We start from the raw sequence: 16,346 nt of genomic DNA, 5'->3' as shown, positions 1-16,346 counted from the left end.
TTGGCTTGATCCGCCAAAGAGTCAATCACGCTGGTGAATGGCGAACAGTTTCACTGGGTGGTTGTCCGCCAATCCATCTCTGACTCAAACGGCCGAGAAAACCCCGGCACCTAGTCGTCCCTCAAGCCGACCACAGAGCACGTAGTGCTGATAGGCGCTGGAGAAGCCTCCCTGGGCGACCGCGATCCTGACATCGTCATTCAATCGAAGGTATTGGGCTTCATCAAAGTTTTCTGCGCTGACTTCGCCGGCACGCCCCAGTTGCTCGCTTTCCACCGGCAGACCCTGGCTGGCACGCTGCTCGAAATCGATGATGCGATTCACCGCGTGCCGCTCCAGCACTCCCTGATTGGGATGCATCGAGTAGATATGCAGGCCTTTATTGGCGCAGCGGTCGCACATGTCGACACAGTTTTTCTGCGTCGATTTGCGTCGTGTCAGTTCTGCAAGCGGCATGTCGAGATACTTGCCGACCTGATACTCGGTCTGATTGAAGATCGTGCAGCACAGCACCGTGTTGCCATTGCAGTCGATGACCAGCCAGTCATCCTTGAGCGTGCACGCCATCTTGGGAAAGTTCTGGATGACGTTGACGAGATCGTCGTACGGCGGCAGTGCGAGGCGTTTCAGGGTGTCGATGTCCGTAGCCGTGACAGACGGGTCACGCTCGACAATGGCCAGTGTCTTCTCCAGCGGCATCATCACGGAGTACCCGGTGGTGAACATGAAGCCAAGACGCTCACTGAACTCGCGCATCAGTGATTCTTCTTCGATGTTATCCAGGTAGCGGTGATAGTAAACATCAACGCGGGTCCTCAGACCCAGGCGCTGCTTGATCTCCTGCAGGGCGATCATGTTTTGTTTTACAACTTCGATATCGCCGCCGACATGGCCCTTTTCGTAGGTCTCCTGGTAAAAACCGGAGAGCGAAATACGGAAGTAACTCGGCTCGGCCATCAAGGCCTTTTCCATATTCTTGGCGAGGTTCAGGTTGGTGCTGATGCCGCTGCCCATGCCGGCAGCATTGATGACCTCGATAAACTCGCCAATTTTTGGATGAATCAGCGGCTCGGTCCAGTTATAGAGGTAGATCGTGTTGACGCCCTCTGTCTTGGCCTTATCGACAATCTGCTTGAACATCTCGAGCTGCATGGCTTTTTTGAAATTGAGATTTTCCGAGTTGCCCATTGGGCAGGACGGGCAGCTCAGATTGCACGCACCGACGATATCGATGTACATATTCATGCGGGTGAAGCTCCTAGAATTGAAAGCCATGCATCTCATCACTACGGGCTTTCAAGTCGCCTGATTGTGTTGGTATTTTGACGGCACTGGCACAGAAGCTAGCAATAACTGCACCACAATGCTGCTACGCCATCAATTCAACGACCCAATCGATGAACACGCGCAATTTCAGGCTGACATGCCGGTTCGGCGGATACGCGATGTAGAGCGGCATCGGCGCGAGTTTCCAGTCTTCGAACAGCGGCACCAGTTCGCCGCGCGCCTCGTGGGCGGCAGACATGTATTTGGGCAGCCACAGCACGCCCATGCCCGCCAGACCTGCCGCGAGATAAGCGTTGCCGTCATCGACTGCCAACACGTGACGCCCCTTGATCTGCAGGTTTTCGCTGGTGTTGTGCAAGGCGTACGGTACTGGTCTTCCGGTGCGTGCCCAGAGAAAAGCGACGACCCGATGATGGCTGTCTTCCAGGTCCCGTGGGTGCGCAGGCGTACCGGCGCGGGCCAGATATTGCGGTGCGGCAAACACCCCCAACTGCAGATCGGCAACCTTGCGCGCCATCAGCGACAGGTCCATGAGTTCGCCCCCGCGCACCACGCAGTCGACGTTCTCATCAATGATGTCGACGATGCGGTCGCTGACGCCCATGTCGATCTGGATGTCCGGATAACGCGCGTGAAACTCAGGCAGGGCCGGCACCAGAATCAACCGTGCGAACGGACTCGGCACATCCACGCGCAGCCGGCCCGAAGGCAATGCCGCCGCACCCGGCAAGCTGCTTTCGGCATCCTCCAGATCGGCGAGCAACTTGATCACCCGCTGGTAATACGCCGCGCCATCGGCGGTGACGTTGACCTTGCGCGTGGTGCGATTGAGCAATTTCACCCGCAACCGTGCCTCCAGTTGCTGAACCAGTTGAGTCACGGTGGTCTTGCTCATGTGCAAGGTTTCCGCCGCTTTGGTGAAACTCCCCGCCTCGACCACCCGGGCAAAGGCCTGCATTGCGTCAAAACGGTCCAAGGTGCGCCCCCGATTGTTTGGATTTTACAAACAGTGAACGCCAAGCTTGCGCGTTTATCGGTCAGCTGCAAATACCTACAGTGGGCCCATCAACTCACCGATGGAGACACCCCCGATGACCCAGCGCGATGCAGTTTTCCCGCCCGCACGCCGCACGCTTTACGAACGCCACCGTTACTCGCCAGCCATTCGCTCCAACGGTTTTCTGTTTGTCTCGGGACAGGTCGGCAGCACCGAGGACGGCACGCCCGAACCGGACCTGGAGAATCAGGTGCGCCAGGCCTTCAACAACCTGAATGCGATCCTCACCGAGGCCGGATGCAGCTTTGACGATGTGGTCGATGTCACCGTATTCATCGTCGACCCGCCATCGAAGTTCGAGACGATCTGGAATGTTGTGCTGACAGAGTTCTGGGGCGAGGCGCCGCATCCGACGGTGACGGCGGTGGGCGTGACCTGGCTGTATGGGTTTGATTTTGAGATCAAGGTGATTGCGAAGCTGCCTGGATCCTGACATGCATAAAACCTGAGCTGCGGCACGCTGCGATCTGTTGATGTTGATCTTTAAAATCAAAATCAACAGATCGCAGCGTGCCGCAGCTCCTACAAGGGACAGGGCGTAAAACATCGTGAAGCTCCAATGCTGGCCTTTGCCGCCTCGAATGCGTATAACCTCGCCGTTTCGTCTACCCTGAGTTTGCGCCTCACGTCGCCACTTCAGCCCTTTTGACGCTTACGAAACGGAGAATTCCATGCTCAAACGAACCCTGGCACTGACCGCCGGCCTGGCCCTGTCCTTTTCTACGTTGATGGTGCAAGCCGCCGACGTTTTGCGGGTCAGCGCGATTCCCGATGAAGCGCCGACCGAGTTGCTGCGCAAGTTCGAGCCGCTGGGTGCTTATCTGGAGCAGCAACTGGGCATGAAGGTGCAGTTCGTGCCGGTAGCCGATTACCCGGCAGTGGTTGAAGCCTTGGCGACCGATCGCCTCGACATGGCCTGGCTCGGCGGTTTTACCTTTGTGCAGGCGCGTTTGAAAACTGACGCAACGACGCCAGTCATTCCGCTGGTTCAGCGCGAGCAGGACGCGCAGTTCACCAGCAAATTCATCACTGCCGACCCGAACGTGAAGAGCCTCGCCGACCTGAAGGGCAAGACCTTCGCTTTCGGTTCGGTGTCATCGACTTCCGGCAGCCTGATGCCGCGTTACTTCATGCTGAAAAACGACAACATCAAGCCTGAGGGCTATTTCAGCCGTGTCGCCTACTCCGGCGCCCACGACGCCACCGTGGCATGGGTGCAGGCTGGCAAGGTTGACGCCGGTGTACTGAACGCCAGCGTCTGGCAGAAACTGGTCGATGCCGGCAAGGTCGACACCAACAAGGTCAAGGTCTTCGCCACCACCCCGACCTACTTCGATTACAACTGGACCGTGCGCGGCACTCTCGACCCGGCTCTGGCAGCGAAAATCAAGAAAGCTTTCCTCGATCTGGACCCGGCCAACCCTGAGCAGAAAAAGATTCTGGATCTGCAAGCGGCCAGCCGTTTTATCGACACCAAGCCCGAGAACTACAAAGGCATCGAGGAAGCCGCCCGCGCCGCCGAACTGCTGAAATGACCCTACGCCTCAAACAAGGCAGCCTGCGCCACGCCAATGGAGTCGACGCCCTGCGCGGTGTCGACTTGCAGATTGGCGTCGGCGAACAGGTCGCCATCATTGGCCCGTCCGGGGCCGGTAAGTCGAGTTTGCTCAACCTGCTGGCCACCGCCCTGCGGCCCAGCAGCGGCGAGATTGAAGTGCTCGGCGAACGCGCCTGGCACTTGTCCGCCCGCCAGCGTCAACGCCTGCGTGCGCGAATCGGTCTGGTGCATCAGGCACCGCCGTTGCCGCCGCGTCAGCGCGTGATCACAGCGGTGCTGGCCGGCAAGCTCGGCCAATGGAGTCTGGGTAAAAGTCTTCTGAACCTGTTGCATCCACTGGATGTGGCGGGTGCGCGCGCGGCGTTGGCGCGGCTGGATCTGGGTGACAAGTTGTTCGCCCATTGTCAGCAATTGTCTGGCGGTCAGCTGCAACGTGTTGGCATCGCTCGCGTGTTGTATCAGGCGCCGGAAGTTCTCTTGGCTGACGAACCGGTGTCGGCGATGGACCCGGTGATGGCCGGGCACACCTTGTCGATCCTCTCGCGGCATGCCCGCGCACATAACGTCACGCTGGTGGCGAGCCTGCATGCGGTGGACCTGGCGCTGTCGCACTTCCCGCGAATCATCGGTCTGCGCGACGGGCAGATTCTGTTCGACAGCGCCGCCGATCAAGTCAGCCCCGAGATGCTCGACGCGCTGTACGCCAACGAAAAACTGCAATCGCCGACCGCTGCGGTGGCGCCTCTGACTGTGCAGATTCCACGATGCTGAAAGGCGATTCACGCGATCCCGCCGCATGGCCACGTCTGCTGCTGACGTTGCTGGCGATTGCTTTGCTGTGGCCGGGCATTCAGCTCAGCGAGCTGAATCTGGGCGTATTGCTCCCCGACAGCCAGAATGAAATGGGCCGTTTTGTCGCGCAATTCTGGCCACCGGCGCACGACGAAGCGTTTCTGCAGTTACTGCTCAAAGCCACCCTGCAAACTCTGGCCATCGCCACCGCCGGCATGGCTTTGGCGCTGGTGTTGGCGATACCGGCGGGCCTGGTTGCCAGCCGCGCGCTGTCGCTGTCCGCCGCCTCGCGCGGTGGCGTGCCAAGCCGCTTGGGGCGTCTGCTGCGCTGGCCGGTACGCGGCTTGCTGATCTTTTTACGCAGCGTGCCGGAAATCGTCTGGGCACTGTTGTTTGTCCGCGCTGTTGGACTGGGTCCGGCGGCGGGCGTACTGGCGATCGCCATCACCTACAGCGGCATGCTCGGCAAGGTTTACGCGGAGATTTTCGAGTCGACTGACCAGCGCCCGGCGCATGCATTGTTGCAGGCCGGCAGCGGCCGACTGGCGGCATTTGCTTACGGCACGTTACCCAATGTCGCGTCGGAACTGCTGTCGTATACGGTCTATCGCTGGGAGTGCGCGATCCGCGCATCCGTGGTGATGGGGTTTGTTGGCGCCGGAGGGTTGGGTCAGCAGATTGACCTGTCGATCCGCATGTTCGCCGGCGGTGAAGTCGCCAGTATTCTGCTGTGCTTCCTGATTCTGGTGCTGGCCGCCGATCAACTCAGCCGCTTGTTGCGCTGGAGGCTGACATGAATCGCCTGCTCAACCTGCTGCTGATCGCGGCCATTGCGTTGGCGGTCATCGCCTCCTTCGTTTATCTGGGGCTCGATCTCGGCGAACTGGGCAGCGCCACCAGCCTCAAGCAGATGGGCGCGTATGTGCAGCGTTTTCTCAGCCCGGATCTGAGCGCCGATTACCTCAAGGCAATCTTCCACGGTTCGTTGGAAACGTTGGCAATGTCGGCCCTCGGCACGCTACTCGCGGCGGTGTTCGGCATCGTCCTTGCGTTGCCTGCCGCCGGGCGTTTCGGCTGGCCGCTGCAAAGCGCCTCGCGCCTGCTGCTCAATGCCTTGCGGGCGATTCCGGAACTGGTCTGGGCCGCGCTGATGGTACTTGCCGCCGGCCTCGGGCCGAACGCCGGCACTCTCGCCCTCGCCCTGCACACCACCGGCGTGCTCGGTCGCTTGTTCGCCGAAGCCCTGGAAAACACCCCGCCACAACCGGCCGAAGCGATTCGTTTGCAGGGCGGCAACCCGCTTCTGGCTTTCTGCTATGGGACGTTGCCGAACCTTGCGCAGCAGTTGCTTGCGTACATTCTGTATCGTTGGGAAAACAACATTCGCATGGCCAGCGTGCTGGGTTTTGTCGGTGCCGGCGGGCTTGGACAGATGCTCTATGTGAGCCTCAGCCTGTTTCAGGAAGCGCAAGCCAGTACGGTAATTCTGGCCATGCTGGTGCTGGTGTTTGTGGTCGACTGGCTGAGTGCGTGGAGTCGTCAGCGCTGGGTCAAAGCCTGATGCGCGGGCCGGCGGGTGGATATCTGGCAAAAGCTGATTATGCTTCAGGAAACCTTGCAGCCATGCGAGGCAGTCAGACTGTGCAAGTTTCACGCGAGAGCAGTTGCGGCATACGCCACAAGGCCAGAGTGCGATAAGCGGTAACGGGGGACTCCGGCCTTCAACAATAAGCACGACGGAGAACACCCATGGCCACAATCGACACAGCATCCACCGGCAGTCCACCGCGCAGCGGCGGCATCACCAAGGAGGAGCGCAAGGTCATCTTCGCGTCTTCCTTGGGCACGGTTTTCGAGTGGTACGACTTTTACCTGTACGGTTCACTGGCGGCGATCATCGCCAAGCACTTCTTCGCCGGCGTCAACGAAACCACCGCGTTCATTTTTGCCTTGCTCGCCTTTGCCGCCGGGTTCGCGGTGCGGCCGTTCGGTGCGATCGTGTTTGGCCGGCTCGGTGACATGATCGGACGCAAACACACGTTCCTCATCACCATTGTCATCATGGGGGTATCGACAGCGATTGTCGGTATATTGCCCGGCTACGCGACCATCGGTGTCGCTGCCCCGGTCATCCTGATTACCCTGCGCCTGCTGCAGGGTCTGGCACTGGGTGGTGAGTATGGCGGCGCCGCGACCTACGTGGCCGAACACGCGCCGCGCAACAGACGCGGCTTCTTCACTTCATGGATTCAAACCACCGCGACGCTCGGCCTGTTTCTGTCGCTGTTGGTGATCCTCGCTTGCCGCACGGCGCTGGGCACTGAAGCCTTCGAAGCGTGGGGCTGGCGGATTCCGTTTCTGCTGTCGATCCTGCTGCTGATCGTCTCGGTGTACATCCGCCTGCAACTGAGCGAGTCACCGGTGTTCCAGAAAATGAAGGCCGAAGGCAAGGCGTCGAAAGCGCCGCTGACCGAATCCTTCGCGCGCTGGGACAACCTCAAAGTGGTGATCATGTCACTGCTCGGCGGTACGGCCGGACAAGCAGTGGTCTGGTACACCGGGCAGTTCTACGCGTTGTTCTTCCTGTTGCAGACGCTGAAGATCGACCCGCAGACCGCGAACCTGCTGATTGCCGGTTCACTGCTGATCGGCACGCCGTTCTTCGTGATTTTCGGCAGCCTTTCTGACCGCATCGGGCGCAAGCCGATCATCATGGTCGGTTGCATTCTGGCGGCGCTGACCTACTTCCCGATCTTCCACGCGCTGACCCAGTACGGTAACCCTGACGTGTTCATCGCCCAAGAGAAGAACCCGGTCAAAGTGATCGCCAACCCCGACCAGTGCTCGTTCCAGTTCGACCCGGTGGGCAAGGCCAAATTCACCAGTTCCTGTGACCTGGCGAAGACCCTGCTGGCGAAACGGGCGATCCCCTATGAGAACGTGATCGCCGAACCGGGCACCGTCGCGCAAGTGCGCATCGGTGACAAAGTTGTCGAGAGTTTCGAAGGCAGCGCCCTGCCGGCCGCCGACTTCAAGACGCGCAATGATGCGTTCACCGCAACCCTCGGCACCGCACTCAAGGAAGCCGGTTATCCGGAAAAAGCCGACCCGGCGAAAACCAACTACCCGATGGTGCTGCTCCTGCTCACCGTGCTGGTGATCTACGTGACCATGGTCTACGGCCCGATTGCGGCGTGGCTGGTCGAGCTGTTCCCGACCCGCATCCGCTATACATCGATGTCGCTGCCGTATCACATCGGCAACGGCTGGTTCGGCGGTTTCCTGCCGACGGTAGCGTTCGCCATGGTTGCCGCGACCGGGGATATCTACTACGGCTTGTGGTACCCGATCGTGATCGCGGTGATGACGGCGATACTGGGCACGTTCTTCCTGCCGGAAACCAAGGATCGCGACATTCTCAAGGATTGAACACCGTGCGCGCCCTCTCCATCGCGGGAGGGCGCCATTCGGCATAACCTGGCAAAAATATCGAACGCCTGCCGCACTGCCTGCCTCCAATGTTTACACCACTGGAGGTCAGCAAAATGAACAGCGACGATAAAACCCCGAACGCACCGCCAACCGACACGTCCGGCAAACCGGTGAACGTAGTCGAGCGCGATCTTGAAGACAGGGACGATGACACCAAAGCCGTGGATGAAGTCATCACGCCCTCGTCCACAAGAGTTAAGGAACAGGACGCCGAGACGCTACAGCGCAAGATCGATGAGATTGAACGCAAAGTGGCCGATGGTAATTAGTGTTTTTCAGGCGATCGCAACAGTCTGCTGGCTCCACCCCCCACCCCAGCCCTCTCCCCCAAGGGGGCGAGGGGGAAAGGGAGCCGATTTGTGCGCTTTTCAAATCTTGCGTTCAACTCGGTCTTTCAAGTCGGCGTAACTTGCACAAACACCTCGGTCTGTCCCCTCTCCCCCTGGGAGAGGGCTAGGGTGAGGGTTTTTTCGCCAGGTTGAGTTTCACGGCCGCCTGAATCTGCGCCAGCGTCAAGGCGTTGCCCAGCGCTGCGCCGCTGGCGGTGTTGTCGAAAATACACCAGGTCGCCGCACCTGCCGTGGCCGCTGATTGCAAGGCTTGTGCGAGATTTTGCAGGTAAGGTGAATCGTAGGCGCTGTGGTAAATGCGCGGTGAGCCGTGCAGGCGCCAGTAACGGGTTCCCGCCCAGCCACTGGGCGCTGCATCACCTCTGATGCGCGAGGGATCGACGGCCGCTAGGGCGATCTGACAAGTCTTCAACATTGGCTCAGCGCTGACCCACGATTCATGCCGTGGCTCGAGCACCACGGGGCCGGAGAACCGCTCGCGCAATGTTGTGAAGCAGGCTTCGGAGATCGCTTCGTCAAACGCCAGTGATGGCGGCAATTGCACCAATAGGCAGCCCAGCCGATCGCCCAACCCGCCGCACTCAGCCAGAAATGTGTCCAACGCTGACTCGCAGTTCGCCAGACGCATTTCATGGGTGATGTGTTTGGGCATTTTCACCGAAAAGCGAAAGTCCTCCGGTACGCCATCGGCCCAGCGCTCATAGGTTTGCCGACGATGCGGGCGGTAGAACGAACTGTTGATTTCCACGGCGTTGAGGCGCCCGGCATAGCGCTGCAAATGCGTGCCTTCCACGGGAAATGCCGGCCAATGCTCGCGCCCCAGACTCCAGCCTGCGCAGCCAATGAAAATCAAAAACACACCTCCTCACCTGTACGCGCTGATCGTTCCCACGCAGAGCGTGGGAACGATCAAATCAAGCCTGCGCTAACCGGTTATTTTTTGCCGGGCAACACGGCGCCAAGCACCTGCTTCGCGGTTTGCACGATCACCCCGGCCTCATCCGGGTCGCCCTTGAGCAGCGTCGTAGCGAACTTCTTCGCCTGCTCAAGCTTGATGTGCGGTGGCAATGGCGGCACGTTCGGGTCGGTCTTGAACTCGATCAGCACCGGCACTTCCGAGGCCAGTGCCTTTTCCCAGGCCGCGGCGACGTCTTCTTCGCGATCGACAAAAATGCCTTTCAGGCCAATGGAAATGGCAAACAAGTGGTAAGGCACATCGGGAATGCTTTGCGAAGCTTCGAACTTCGGATCACCCTCCATCACCCGCTGCTCCCACGTGACCTGATTGAGGTCCTCGTTGTTGAACACCGCGCAGATCCATTTCGGGCTCGCCCACTGTCGCCAGTATTTGGCGACAGTAATCAGCTCGGCCATGTTGTTCATCTGCATCGCACCGTCGCCTACCAGGGCAATGACCGCGCGCTCGGGGTGAGCGAATTTGGCGGCAATCGCGTAAGGCACCGCGGCGCCCATGGACGCAAGTCCGCCGGACAACGAGCATTGCATGCCACGGCGGATTTTCAGATCACGGGCAAACCAGTTGGCGCACGAGCCGGAGTCGCTGGTGATGATTGCCTGATCGGGCAGGCGCGGCGACAACTCATACACCACCCTTTGCGGGTTGACCGGATCGGCTTTGGCCATCGCGCGTTTTTCCAGGGTTTTCTCCCAGCTACCGCGCCAGCCTTCGATTTTCTTGCGCCACTTGCTGGAAGTTTTCTGTTCGAGCAGTGGCAACAACGCCGCGAGGGTTTCCGCCGAGTCGCCGACCAGATTGACCTCCATCGGGTAGCGCAGGCTGAGCATGTCGGGTTGCAAATCGATCTGCACACCGCGCGCCTGACCTTCCTTGGGCAGGAACTCCGAGTACGGAAAACCCGAACCGATCATCAGCAAAGTGTCGCATTCGCTCATCAGTTTGTAGCTCGGCTCGGTGCCGAGCAGGCCGATGCTGCCGGTGACCCAAGGCAGATCATCCGGCAACACGGCTTTGCCCAACAGAGCCTTGGCGACGCCGGCGCCGAGTTTTTCGGCGATGGCGATAACTTGCTCGGTTGCCTGCAAAGCACCCGCTCCAACTAGAATCGCGACCTTCTCTCCCGAATTCAAAACATCGGCGGCGCGCTGCAGATCGGCGTCATACGGCACTACTTTCGGTTTCGTGTAACCCACCCCGGAATGCGCGGTGCCATGGGCACGCGCTGGTGCTTGGTATTTCAGGTCCTGCAAATCGTTGGGCAGAATCAGCGCGGTCACCCGGCGTTCACCCACGGCCGTGCGCACTGCGCGATCGAGCAAATGCCGCACCTGCGAAGGCGCCGACGCCTGCTGCACAAAGGCCCCGGCGACGTCCTTGAACATCGACACCAGATCAAGCTCTTGCTGGTAGTGACTGCCCAGCGCCGTTCGCGCCTGCTGACCAACGATGGCCAGCACCGGCATGTGGTCCAAGCGCGCGTCGTAGAGGCCGGTGATCAGATGCGAGGCGCCGGGTCCGGAGGTGGCGATGCACACGCCCAACTCGCCGGTGAACTTGGCATGTGCGGAGGCCATGAACGCGGCCATTTCTTCATGCCGCGCCTGAACGAATTCGATCTTTCCCTTGGCCCGGCTGAGCGCGCCGAACACGCCGTTGATGCCATCCCCCGGATAGCCAAAAATCCGCGTAACGCCCCATTCGCTGAGCCGCTCAACCAGAAAATCTCCCACTGTCATCGTCATCTCGATCCTCGCCGTTCTCCGGTGCATGGAGCTGTCCCGGCAGAACATCCGCCGGGAGGTGTAAGGGTCTGGACAGTTGGGTTGTTGGCGAAGTTTCGATGGATTTCCCTGCGCGATCCTTGTTTGCGCACCAAACCGCCAGAGCGGCACAATGCGCGCATCGAAAATCGCAAGGACAAAGACATGGATTTCCCTGCAGCATGGCGCAGCCAATTTGCCGGTGCGGCCATCGAACAGCAGACCATTGGCGAATCGCGCGCTGATGTATGGCGGATTACGCCTGCCGGGGCGGCGCCGCAGTTCGTCAAAACCGAACTGGTGATGACCTGGGGCGAGTTGCCCGGTGAAGTGCAGCGGTTACGCTGGATGGCGACTCAGGATCTACCCGCACCGCGTGTGCTCGACACCACCACGCAAACGCAACACAACTGGCTGTTGATGACTGCCGTGGCCGGTCGCGATCTGGCCAGCAGCGAGCACCTCTCGCCCCAGCAGATCGTCACGCTCGCAGCAGAGGCATTGCGCGCACTGCACACAGTCGCGATCGAAAGCTGCCCGTTCGATCACAGCCTGGAAGCAAAAATCAGACTGGCCCGCGAACACCTGCTCGCCGGGCTGATCGACGAAGAAGACTTCGACGACTCGCGCCTCGGGCAATCCGCCGAGGAAGTGTTCCAGCAGTTGCTCGCCACACGTCCGTCGCAGGAAGACTTGGTGGTGACTCATGGCGATGCGTGCCTGCCCAATCTGCTTGCTGCCAATGGCCGCTTCAGCGGGTTTGTAGACTGCGGACGGCTGGGTGTCGCTGACCGGTATCAGGATTTGGCCTTGGCAGCGCACAGCATCACGGACAACCTCGGCGCCCAGTGGCTGCCGTTGTTTTTCGAGGTGTATGGCGTGGAGCCGGATCTACAGCGGATCGCCTTTTATCAGCTGCTCGACGAGTTTTTCTGAGGCACCCCACAAGACCTGCCTATCGGTGGTGAGGCCATTCGCGAGCAGGCTCGCTCCCACAGGGGATCGCGGTTTAAATGTGGGAGCGAGCCTGCTCGCGAAGGCGCCAGAACAGTCACCGCTGAGGCGGGCCTTTCAACAATGCGGATGCACCGTCCACGCCACCAGTTTGATCACGATCGGCCGCACGACGAGGATGCACATAAACGCTGCGGGCATCGCCAGCTTGTAGGCATGCAAGGCATTGCTCAGGTAATCGTTATCAATGCCGGAGTTGGCAGCGGTGATCACCAGCGACATCAGAAACGCCATGATCGTCGCCATGTACAGTGCAAACACATACGGCGTGGCACGCGGCGACAGCTTGCGGCGGCTGATGATCAAAGCTTCGGCGTTGGTTCTTTGATTCATATGGCTTTTCCATCCAGTGACAGGGAGACCGCACGTTAGCAAGGCTGCCCCCGCGCAACTAGACGCTCAACTGCAGGTACTTTATAAAGCAGATCTTACGAATCAACCCTCAGCGGGCCATGGATGAATCTGTTAGCGGCGATTGCCAGTTTTATCAAAGTGGTGGAATCAGGCTCGATTGTCGGCGCCGCCAAGACCCTGGGCGTCAGTGCGGCGGCGGTGAGCCAGACGCTCAATCGGCTCGAAGTGCACCTCGGCGTGCGGTTGTTGCAACGCACCACGCGCAGCATGGCACTCACCGAAAACGGCGCGGTGTATTACGAGAAAGTCCGCCGGATTGCAGCGGATCTGGAGTCCGCGCAAAGCTCGATCAGCAGCGATGAAACCGAGTTGCAGGGCCGACTGAGCATTGCCTCGACATCTGCGTTCGGCCGTCATGTATTGGCATCGCTGATCGCTGGTTTCACCGAACTGCACCCGCGCCTGCTCATCGAACTGTCGACCACCAATGGCAAGATCAACCACATTCAGGACGGCATCGACCTAAGCCTGCGCATCAAGCCGCAACTGGAGGACGGCATCGTCGCGCGCAAGATCGTTTCGCTACCCTTCATCATGTGCGCCGCGCCGGCTTATCTTCAGCGCGCCGGGTGGCCGCAATCGCCGGATGATTTGCAAAACCATGCCTGCCTGGCCTTTCGTTATCCCTTGGACGGGCGCTTTCTGCGCTGGAGTTTTATCCGCGACGGCGAGCGTTTCGACGCCAATATCAATGCCACCGCCATCAGTGATGACATCGATGCCCTGGCGCAAATGGCGGTCCACGGTGCCGGGGTCACGCGACTGGCGGAGTTTGTTGCGGCGCCTTATCTGGCGAGCGGGCAATTGGTGCCGCTGTTTGAACACAGCGTTGTCGAGCCGATGGACATCTACGCCTGCGTACAAGAACGGGCGGCGATGACGCCGAAGGTCAGAGCCTTTCTGGATTATTTGACAGCGCATCTGGCCACGCGCTGGCCGATGGAAAATGTTTAACACGAAGCGTTCAAAGAGGCTCGCTGAAGCGCGCGAATTCGGGCAAAGTCCATCTCGCCCAAACGCCCCATCACGGAAGATAACAACAATGAAAAAATCTCTCGGCGCTCTGCTCCTGGTCTGCTTGAGCAGCCACGTATTCGCTGACGCCCAACCCGTTGGTTTCCAGTACGCCACGCTGGCCGATCCGCGCAACGAACGCCCGCTGAAAATGGTCGTCTGGTACCCGAGCTCGACCACCGCTGCGACGCCACAATTGTTCGGCGACAACCCGGTCTTCGTCGGCGCCCCTGCCGTGCTCGACGCTCCGGCCGCCAGCGGCGCGCATCCATTGGTGGTGCTTTCCCACGGCAATGGCGGTAGCTGGATCAACCAGACCTGGCTGGCCAGTGCACTGGCCCATCAAGGTTATATCGTCGCGGCAGTCAACCACCCCGGCACCACCAGCCGTGATCGTAGCGCGCAGGCAGCGGCGCAGTTGTGGCAACGCCCGGTCGACCTGAGCCGCGCCATCGATGCCGTGACGGCCCAGCCGGAAAAGTTCGGCGCGGTGGCGAAGGATCGAATTGCTGTTGTGGGCCATTCTCTCGGCGGCTGGACGGTGCTCGAAACCGGCGGCGCGCGCTTCGACCCCGAACGTTTTGCCAAAGACTGCAAGGTCCACACGCAACTGGCCAGTTGCACCGCCTACCAACAAATGAATACTGCAAGCACCGCGCAAGCCAAAGCTCAATTGGCCGCCGACTGGCGTGACAAACGCGTCACCGCCGTGGTGTCTCTGGACCTGGGGCTATCGCGCGGAATGACCGATGCAAGCCTGGCGGCCTACCCCGTGCCGATCCTGGTAATTGCTGCCGGTGTACCGTCGAAAGAGCTGCCTGCGGAACTGGAATCCGTCGATCTCGCCAAACGCCTGCCAAAAAACTCATCGCGTTATGTCGAGATCAGCGATGCCAGTCACTTCAGTTTCATGGCGAACTGCAAACCTGGCGCCGTGGCCATGCTCGACAAAGACGTACCGGGCGACAGCATCATCTGCACCGATGGCGAGGGTGGCCGTCCACGCCCGGTGATTCAGCAGCAGGTGATTTCCCTGATCACCGGATTTCTGGCGCAGTCACCTGAAAGTTTGAAACAAGCCATCACCTACAAGGATCCGCAATAACAATGCTCACGCCCTCCCCTCAGACCTTCCGGGGCAGTTGCCTGTGCGGAGCGGTGAAGTACCAGATCCGTTCAAGGCCCAAGGCGCTTTCGCATTGCCATTGCAGCCAATGCCGCAAAAGCCACGGCGCGGCGTTTGCCAGCTATGGCAGCGTGCAGCGCCAGAACCTGGAATTGCTGGAGGGTGCCGACCAGCTGAAGTCGTATCAATCGTCTGAATCGGTACAACGCCAGTTCTGCACGCACTGCGGCTCGTCGCTGTTCTGGGCAAGCAATCAAGGGGAGTTCAGCGGCTGGATCTCGGTTGCGCTGGGCACGCTGGACACAACGTTCACCACAGAAAAACAGCAACACGTCGAAGTGACATCGAAGGCGCCGTGGTTTGAAATCAAGGATCAATGGCCGCAGCGCTGAGATTGATCGTGTGCCAACCGGTAATGAACGCCCAACGGAGGGATTGTAAAAAACACCTTCGACTCATTGGGCTGTGGAATACAAAGCGGGTTCTGTGGTGTCCTGTCTATTCTCAGCAGGTATTTTTCCACTCGCCAACGATGAGGCCCCTTAGATGAGCAAAGCGCCGTACGTTCCGCCCCAAGTCTGGCAACACGAAGCCCCGTCCGGTGGCCAGTTCGCCAGTATCAATCGGCCGATTGCCGGCCCCACCCATGACAAGCCCCTGCCAGTCGGCAAGCATCCATTGCAGCTCTACTCGCTGGCCACGCCCAACGGCGTCAAAGTGACGATTCTGCTGGAAGAGCTGCTGGCGCTGGGGCACAGCGCTGCCGAGTACGATGCCTGGCTGATCCGCATTGGCGAGGGCGATCAGTTTTCCAGCGGTTTTGTCGAGATCAATCCGAATTCGAAAATCCCCGCACTGCTGGACCGTAGCGTTGAGCCTCCGATTCGTGTGTTCGAATCGGGCTCGATCCTGCTGTATCTGGCCGAGAAGTTCGGTGCATTTCTGCCGAAAGACCACGCTGGCCGCACTGAAACGCTGAACTGGTTGTTCTGGCAAATGGGCGCCGCGCCGTATCTCGGCGGCGGTTTCGGACATTTCTATGCCTATGCGCCGGAGAAAATGGAGTATCCGATCAACCGCTTCACCATGGAAGCCAAGCGCCAACTGGATGTGCTTGATCGACGCCTGGCCGAAAGCGCTTATCTGGCCGGCGACAGCTACACCATCGCCGACATCGCGGTCTGGCCGTGGTACGGGCAACTGGTGCGCAACAATGTTTATTCGGCGGCCGAGTTTCTTGCGGCGCATGAATACACCCATGTGCAGCGCTGGGCAGAGGAGATTTCCAAGCGGCCGGCGGTCATTCGTGGGCAGCGCGTCAATCGCACATGGGGCGATGAAGCGACTCAAGTGCCGGAGCGGCACCAAGCCGAAGATCTGAACTGACACCCCTTGATTACCCTCGTCAGCGAGCCGATCACACGTTTCTGTGATCGGCCCGCTGTGCCTCGATTCGCCCCGCTCTCCTCCCCCGAAAAACCAGAACCCTGCGCTAACCCGCGA

Annotated in this window: 17 protein-coding genes; 12 read left to right on the top strand and 5 right to left on the bottom strand. The window is 59.9% G+C overall.

Annotation, left to right across the window (positions count from 1 at the left end):
- Window positions 1-84: 84 nt before the first annotated feature.
- Window positions 85-1,245, bottom strand: a complete 1,161-nt coding sequence (locus PspR84_RS13560) for a radical SAM/SPASM domain-containing protein (RefSeq protein ID WP_141129207.1) — start codon at window positions 1,243-1,245, stop codon at window positions 85-87.
- A 124-nt stretch (window positions 1,246-1,369) separates the two neighbouring features.
- Window positions 1,370-2,263 (bottom strand): LysR family transcriptional regulator, encoded by an 894-nt coding sequence (locus PspR84_RS13555; RefSeq protein WP_160057649.1) that lies wholly within the window; start codon window positions 2,261-2,263, stop codon window positions 1,370-1,372.
- 115 nt (window positions 2,264-2,378) lie between these two features.
- Here PspR84_RS13555 and PspR84_RS13550 point away from each other — a divergent pair, with 115 nt between their 5' ends.
- The 7 genes from PspR84_RS13550 (at window position 2,379) to PspR84_RS13520 (ending at window position 8,455) form a co-directional block, all read left to right on the top strand.
- Entirely contained in the window at window positions 2,379-2,777 is a 399-nt protein-coding gene (locus PspR84_RS13550; protein ID WP_160057648.1) for a RidA family protein, read from the top strand.
- 238 nt (window positions 2,778-3,015) lie between these two features.
- Complete coding sequence (locus PspR84_RS13545; RefSeq protein WP_160057647.1) at window positions 3,016-3,879, top strand: putative selenate ABC transporter substrate-binding protein; 864 nt, start codon at window positions 3,016-3,018, stop codon at window positions 3,877-3,879.
- Window positions 3,876-4,673: an ATP-binding cassette domain-containing protein gene (locus tag PspR84_RS13540; protein WP_160057646.1), complete on the top strand. Its 798-nt coding sequence runs from the start codon at window positions 3,876-3,878 to the stop codon at window positions 4,671-4,673. The genes PspR84_RS13545 and PspR84_RS13540 overlap by 4 nt, the downstream gene beginning before the upstream one ends.
- Window positions 4,667-5,491 (top strand): ABC transporter permease, encoded by an 825-nt coding sequence (locus PspR84_RS13535; RefSeq protein ID WP_160057645.1) that lies wholly within the window; start codon window positions 4,667-4,669, stop codon window positions 5,489-5,491. Before PspR84_RS13540 ends, PspR84_RS13535 begins: the two co-directional genes overlap by 7 nt.
- Window positions 5,488-6,255, top strand: a complete 768-nt coding sequence (gene phnE, locus PspR84_RS13530; protein ID WP_160057644.1) for a phosphonate ABC transporter, permease protein PhnE — start codon at window positions 5,488-5,490, stop codon at window positions 6,253-6,255. The genes PspR84_RS13535 and phnE overlap by 4 nt, the downstream gene beginning before the upstream one ends.
- A gap of 188 nt (window positions 6,256-6,443) precedes the next feature.
- Window positions 6,444-8,123 (top strand): MFS transporter, encoded by a 1,680-nt coding sequence (locus PspR84_RS13525; RefSeq protein WP_150708481.1) that lies wholly within the window; start codon window positions 6,444-6,446, stop codon window positions 8,121-8,123.
- Between the two features lie 116 nt (window positions 8,124-8,239).
- Window positions 8,240-8,455: a hypothetical protein gene (locus PspR84_RS13520; protein WP_160057643.1), complete on the top strand. Its 216-nt coding sequence runs from the start codon at window positions 8,240-8,242 to the stop codon at window positions 8,453-8,455.
- A gap of 184 nt (window positions 8,456-8,639) precedes the next feature.
- Here PspR84_RS13520 and PspR84_RS13515 read toward each other — a convergent pair whose 3' ends face one another.
- A complete protein-coding gene (locus PspR84_RS13515) occupies window positions 8,640-9,389 on the bottom strand; it encodes a DUF72 domain-containing protein (protein ID WP_160060084.1) in 750 nt (249 codons plus the stop codon).
- A gap of 80 nt (window positions 9,390-9,469) precedes the next feature.
- On the bottom strand, window positions 9,470-11,257 hold the full coding sequence (locus PspR84_RS13510; RefSeq protein WP_160057642.1) for a thiamine pyrophosphate-requiring protein: 1,788 nt from the start codon (window positions 11,255-11,257) through the stop codon (window positions 9,470-9,472).
- Window positions 11,258-11,440: 183 nt separating this feature from the next.
- Here PspR84_RS13510 and PspR84_RS13505 point away from each other — a divergent pair, with 183 nt between their 5' ends.
- Window positions 11,441-12,211, top strand: coding sequence for an APH(3')-II family aminoglycoside O-phosphotransferase (locus PspR84_RS13505; protein ID WP_160057641.1), 771 nt, complete (start codon window positions 11,441-11,443; stop codon window positions 12,209-12,211).
- Window positions 12,212-12,346: 135 nt separating this feature from the next.
- Here the strand turns inward: PspR84_RS13505 and PspR84_RS13500 are convergent, their stop codons facing one another.
- Window positions 12,347-12,622, bottom strand: a complete 276-nt coding sequence (locus PspR84_RS13500; protein ID WP_077572627.1) for a DUF2798 domain-containing protein — start codon at window positions 12,620-12,622, stop codon at window positions 12,347-12,349.
- 123 nt (window positions 12,623-12,745) lie between these two features.
- On the opposite strand from PspR84_RS13500, the gene PspR84_RS13495 reads away from it, so the two are divergent.
- The 4 genes from PspR84_RS13495 (at window position 12,746) to yghU (ending at window position 16,229) form a co-directional block, all read left to right on the top strand.
- The gene (locus PspR84_RS13495; RefSeq protein ID WP_160057640.1) at window positions 12,746-13,657 is read left to right on the top strand and encodes a LysR family transcriptional regulator; all 912 of its coding nucleotides are present in this window, start codon (window positions 12,746-12,748) and stop codon (window positions 13,655-13,657) included.
- Between the two features lie 88 nt (window positions 13,658-13,745).
- Window positions 13,746-14,822, top strand: coding sequence for an alpha/beta fold hydrolase (locus tag PspR84_RS13490; protein WP_160057639.1), 1,077 nt, complete (start codon window positions 13,746-13,748; stop codon window positions 14,820-14,822).
- 2 nt (window positions 14,823-14,824) lie between these two features.
- Complete coding sequence (locus PspR84_RS13485; protein ID WP_160057638.1) at window positions 14,825-15,235, top strand: GFA family protein; 411 nt, start codon at window positions 14,825-14,827, stop codon at window positions 15,233-15,235.
- A gap of 154 nt (window positions 15,236-15,389) precedes the next feature.
- Complete coding sequence (gene yghU, locus PspR84_RS13480) at window positions 15,390-16,229, top strand: glutathione-dependent disulfide-bond oxidoreductase (protein ID WP_160057637.1); 840 nt, start codon at window positions 15,390-15,392, stop codon at window positions 16,227-16,229.
- Window positions 16,230-16,346 lie beyond the last annotated feature (117 nt).

The organism is Pseudomonas sp. R84 (assembly GCF_009834515.1).
Taxonomy (GTDB): Bacteria; Pseudomonadota; Gammaproteobacteria; order Pseudomonadales; family Pseudomonadaceae; genus Aquipseudomonas.
The sequence above is the reverse complement of the archived record's forward strand: the minus strand, read 5'-3'. Positions and strand labels throughout refer to the sequence as shown.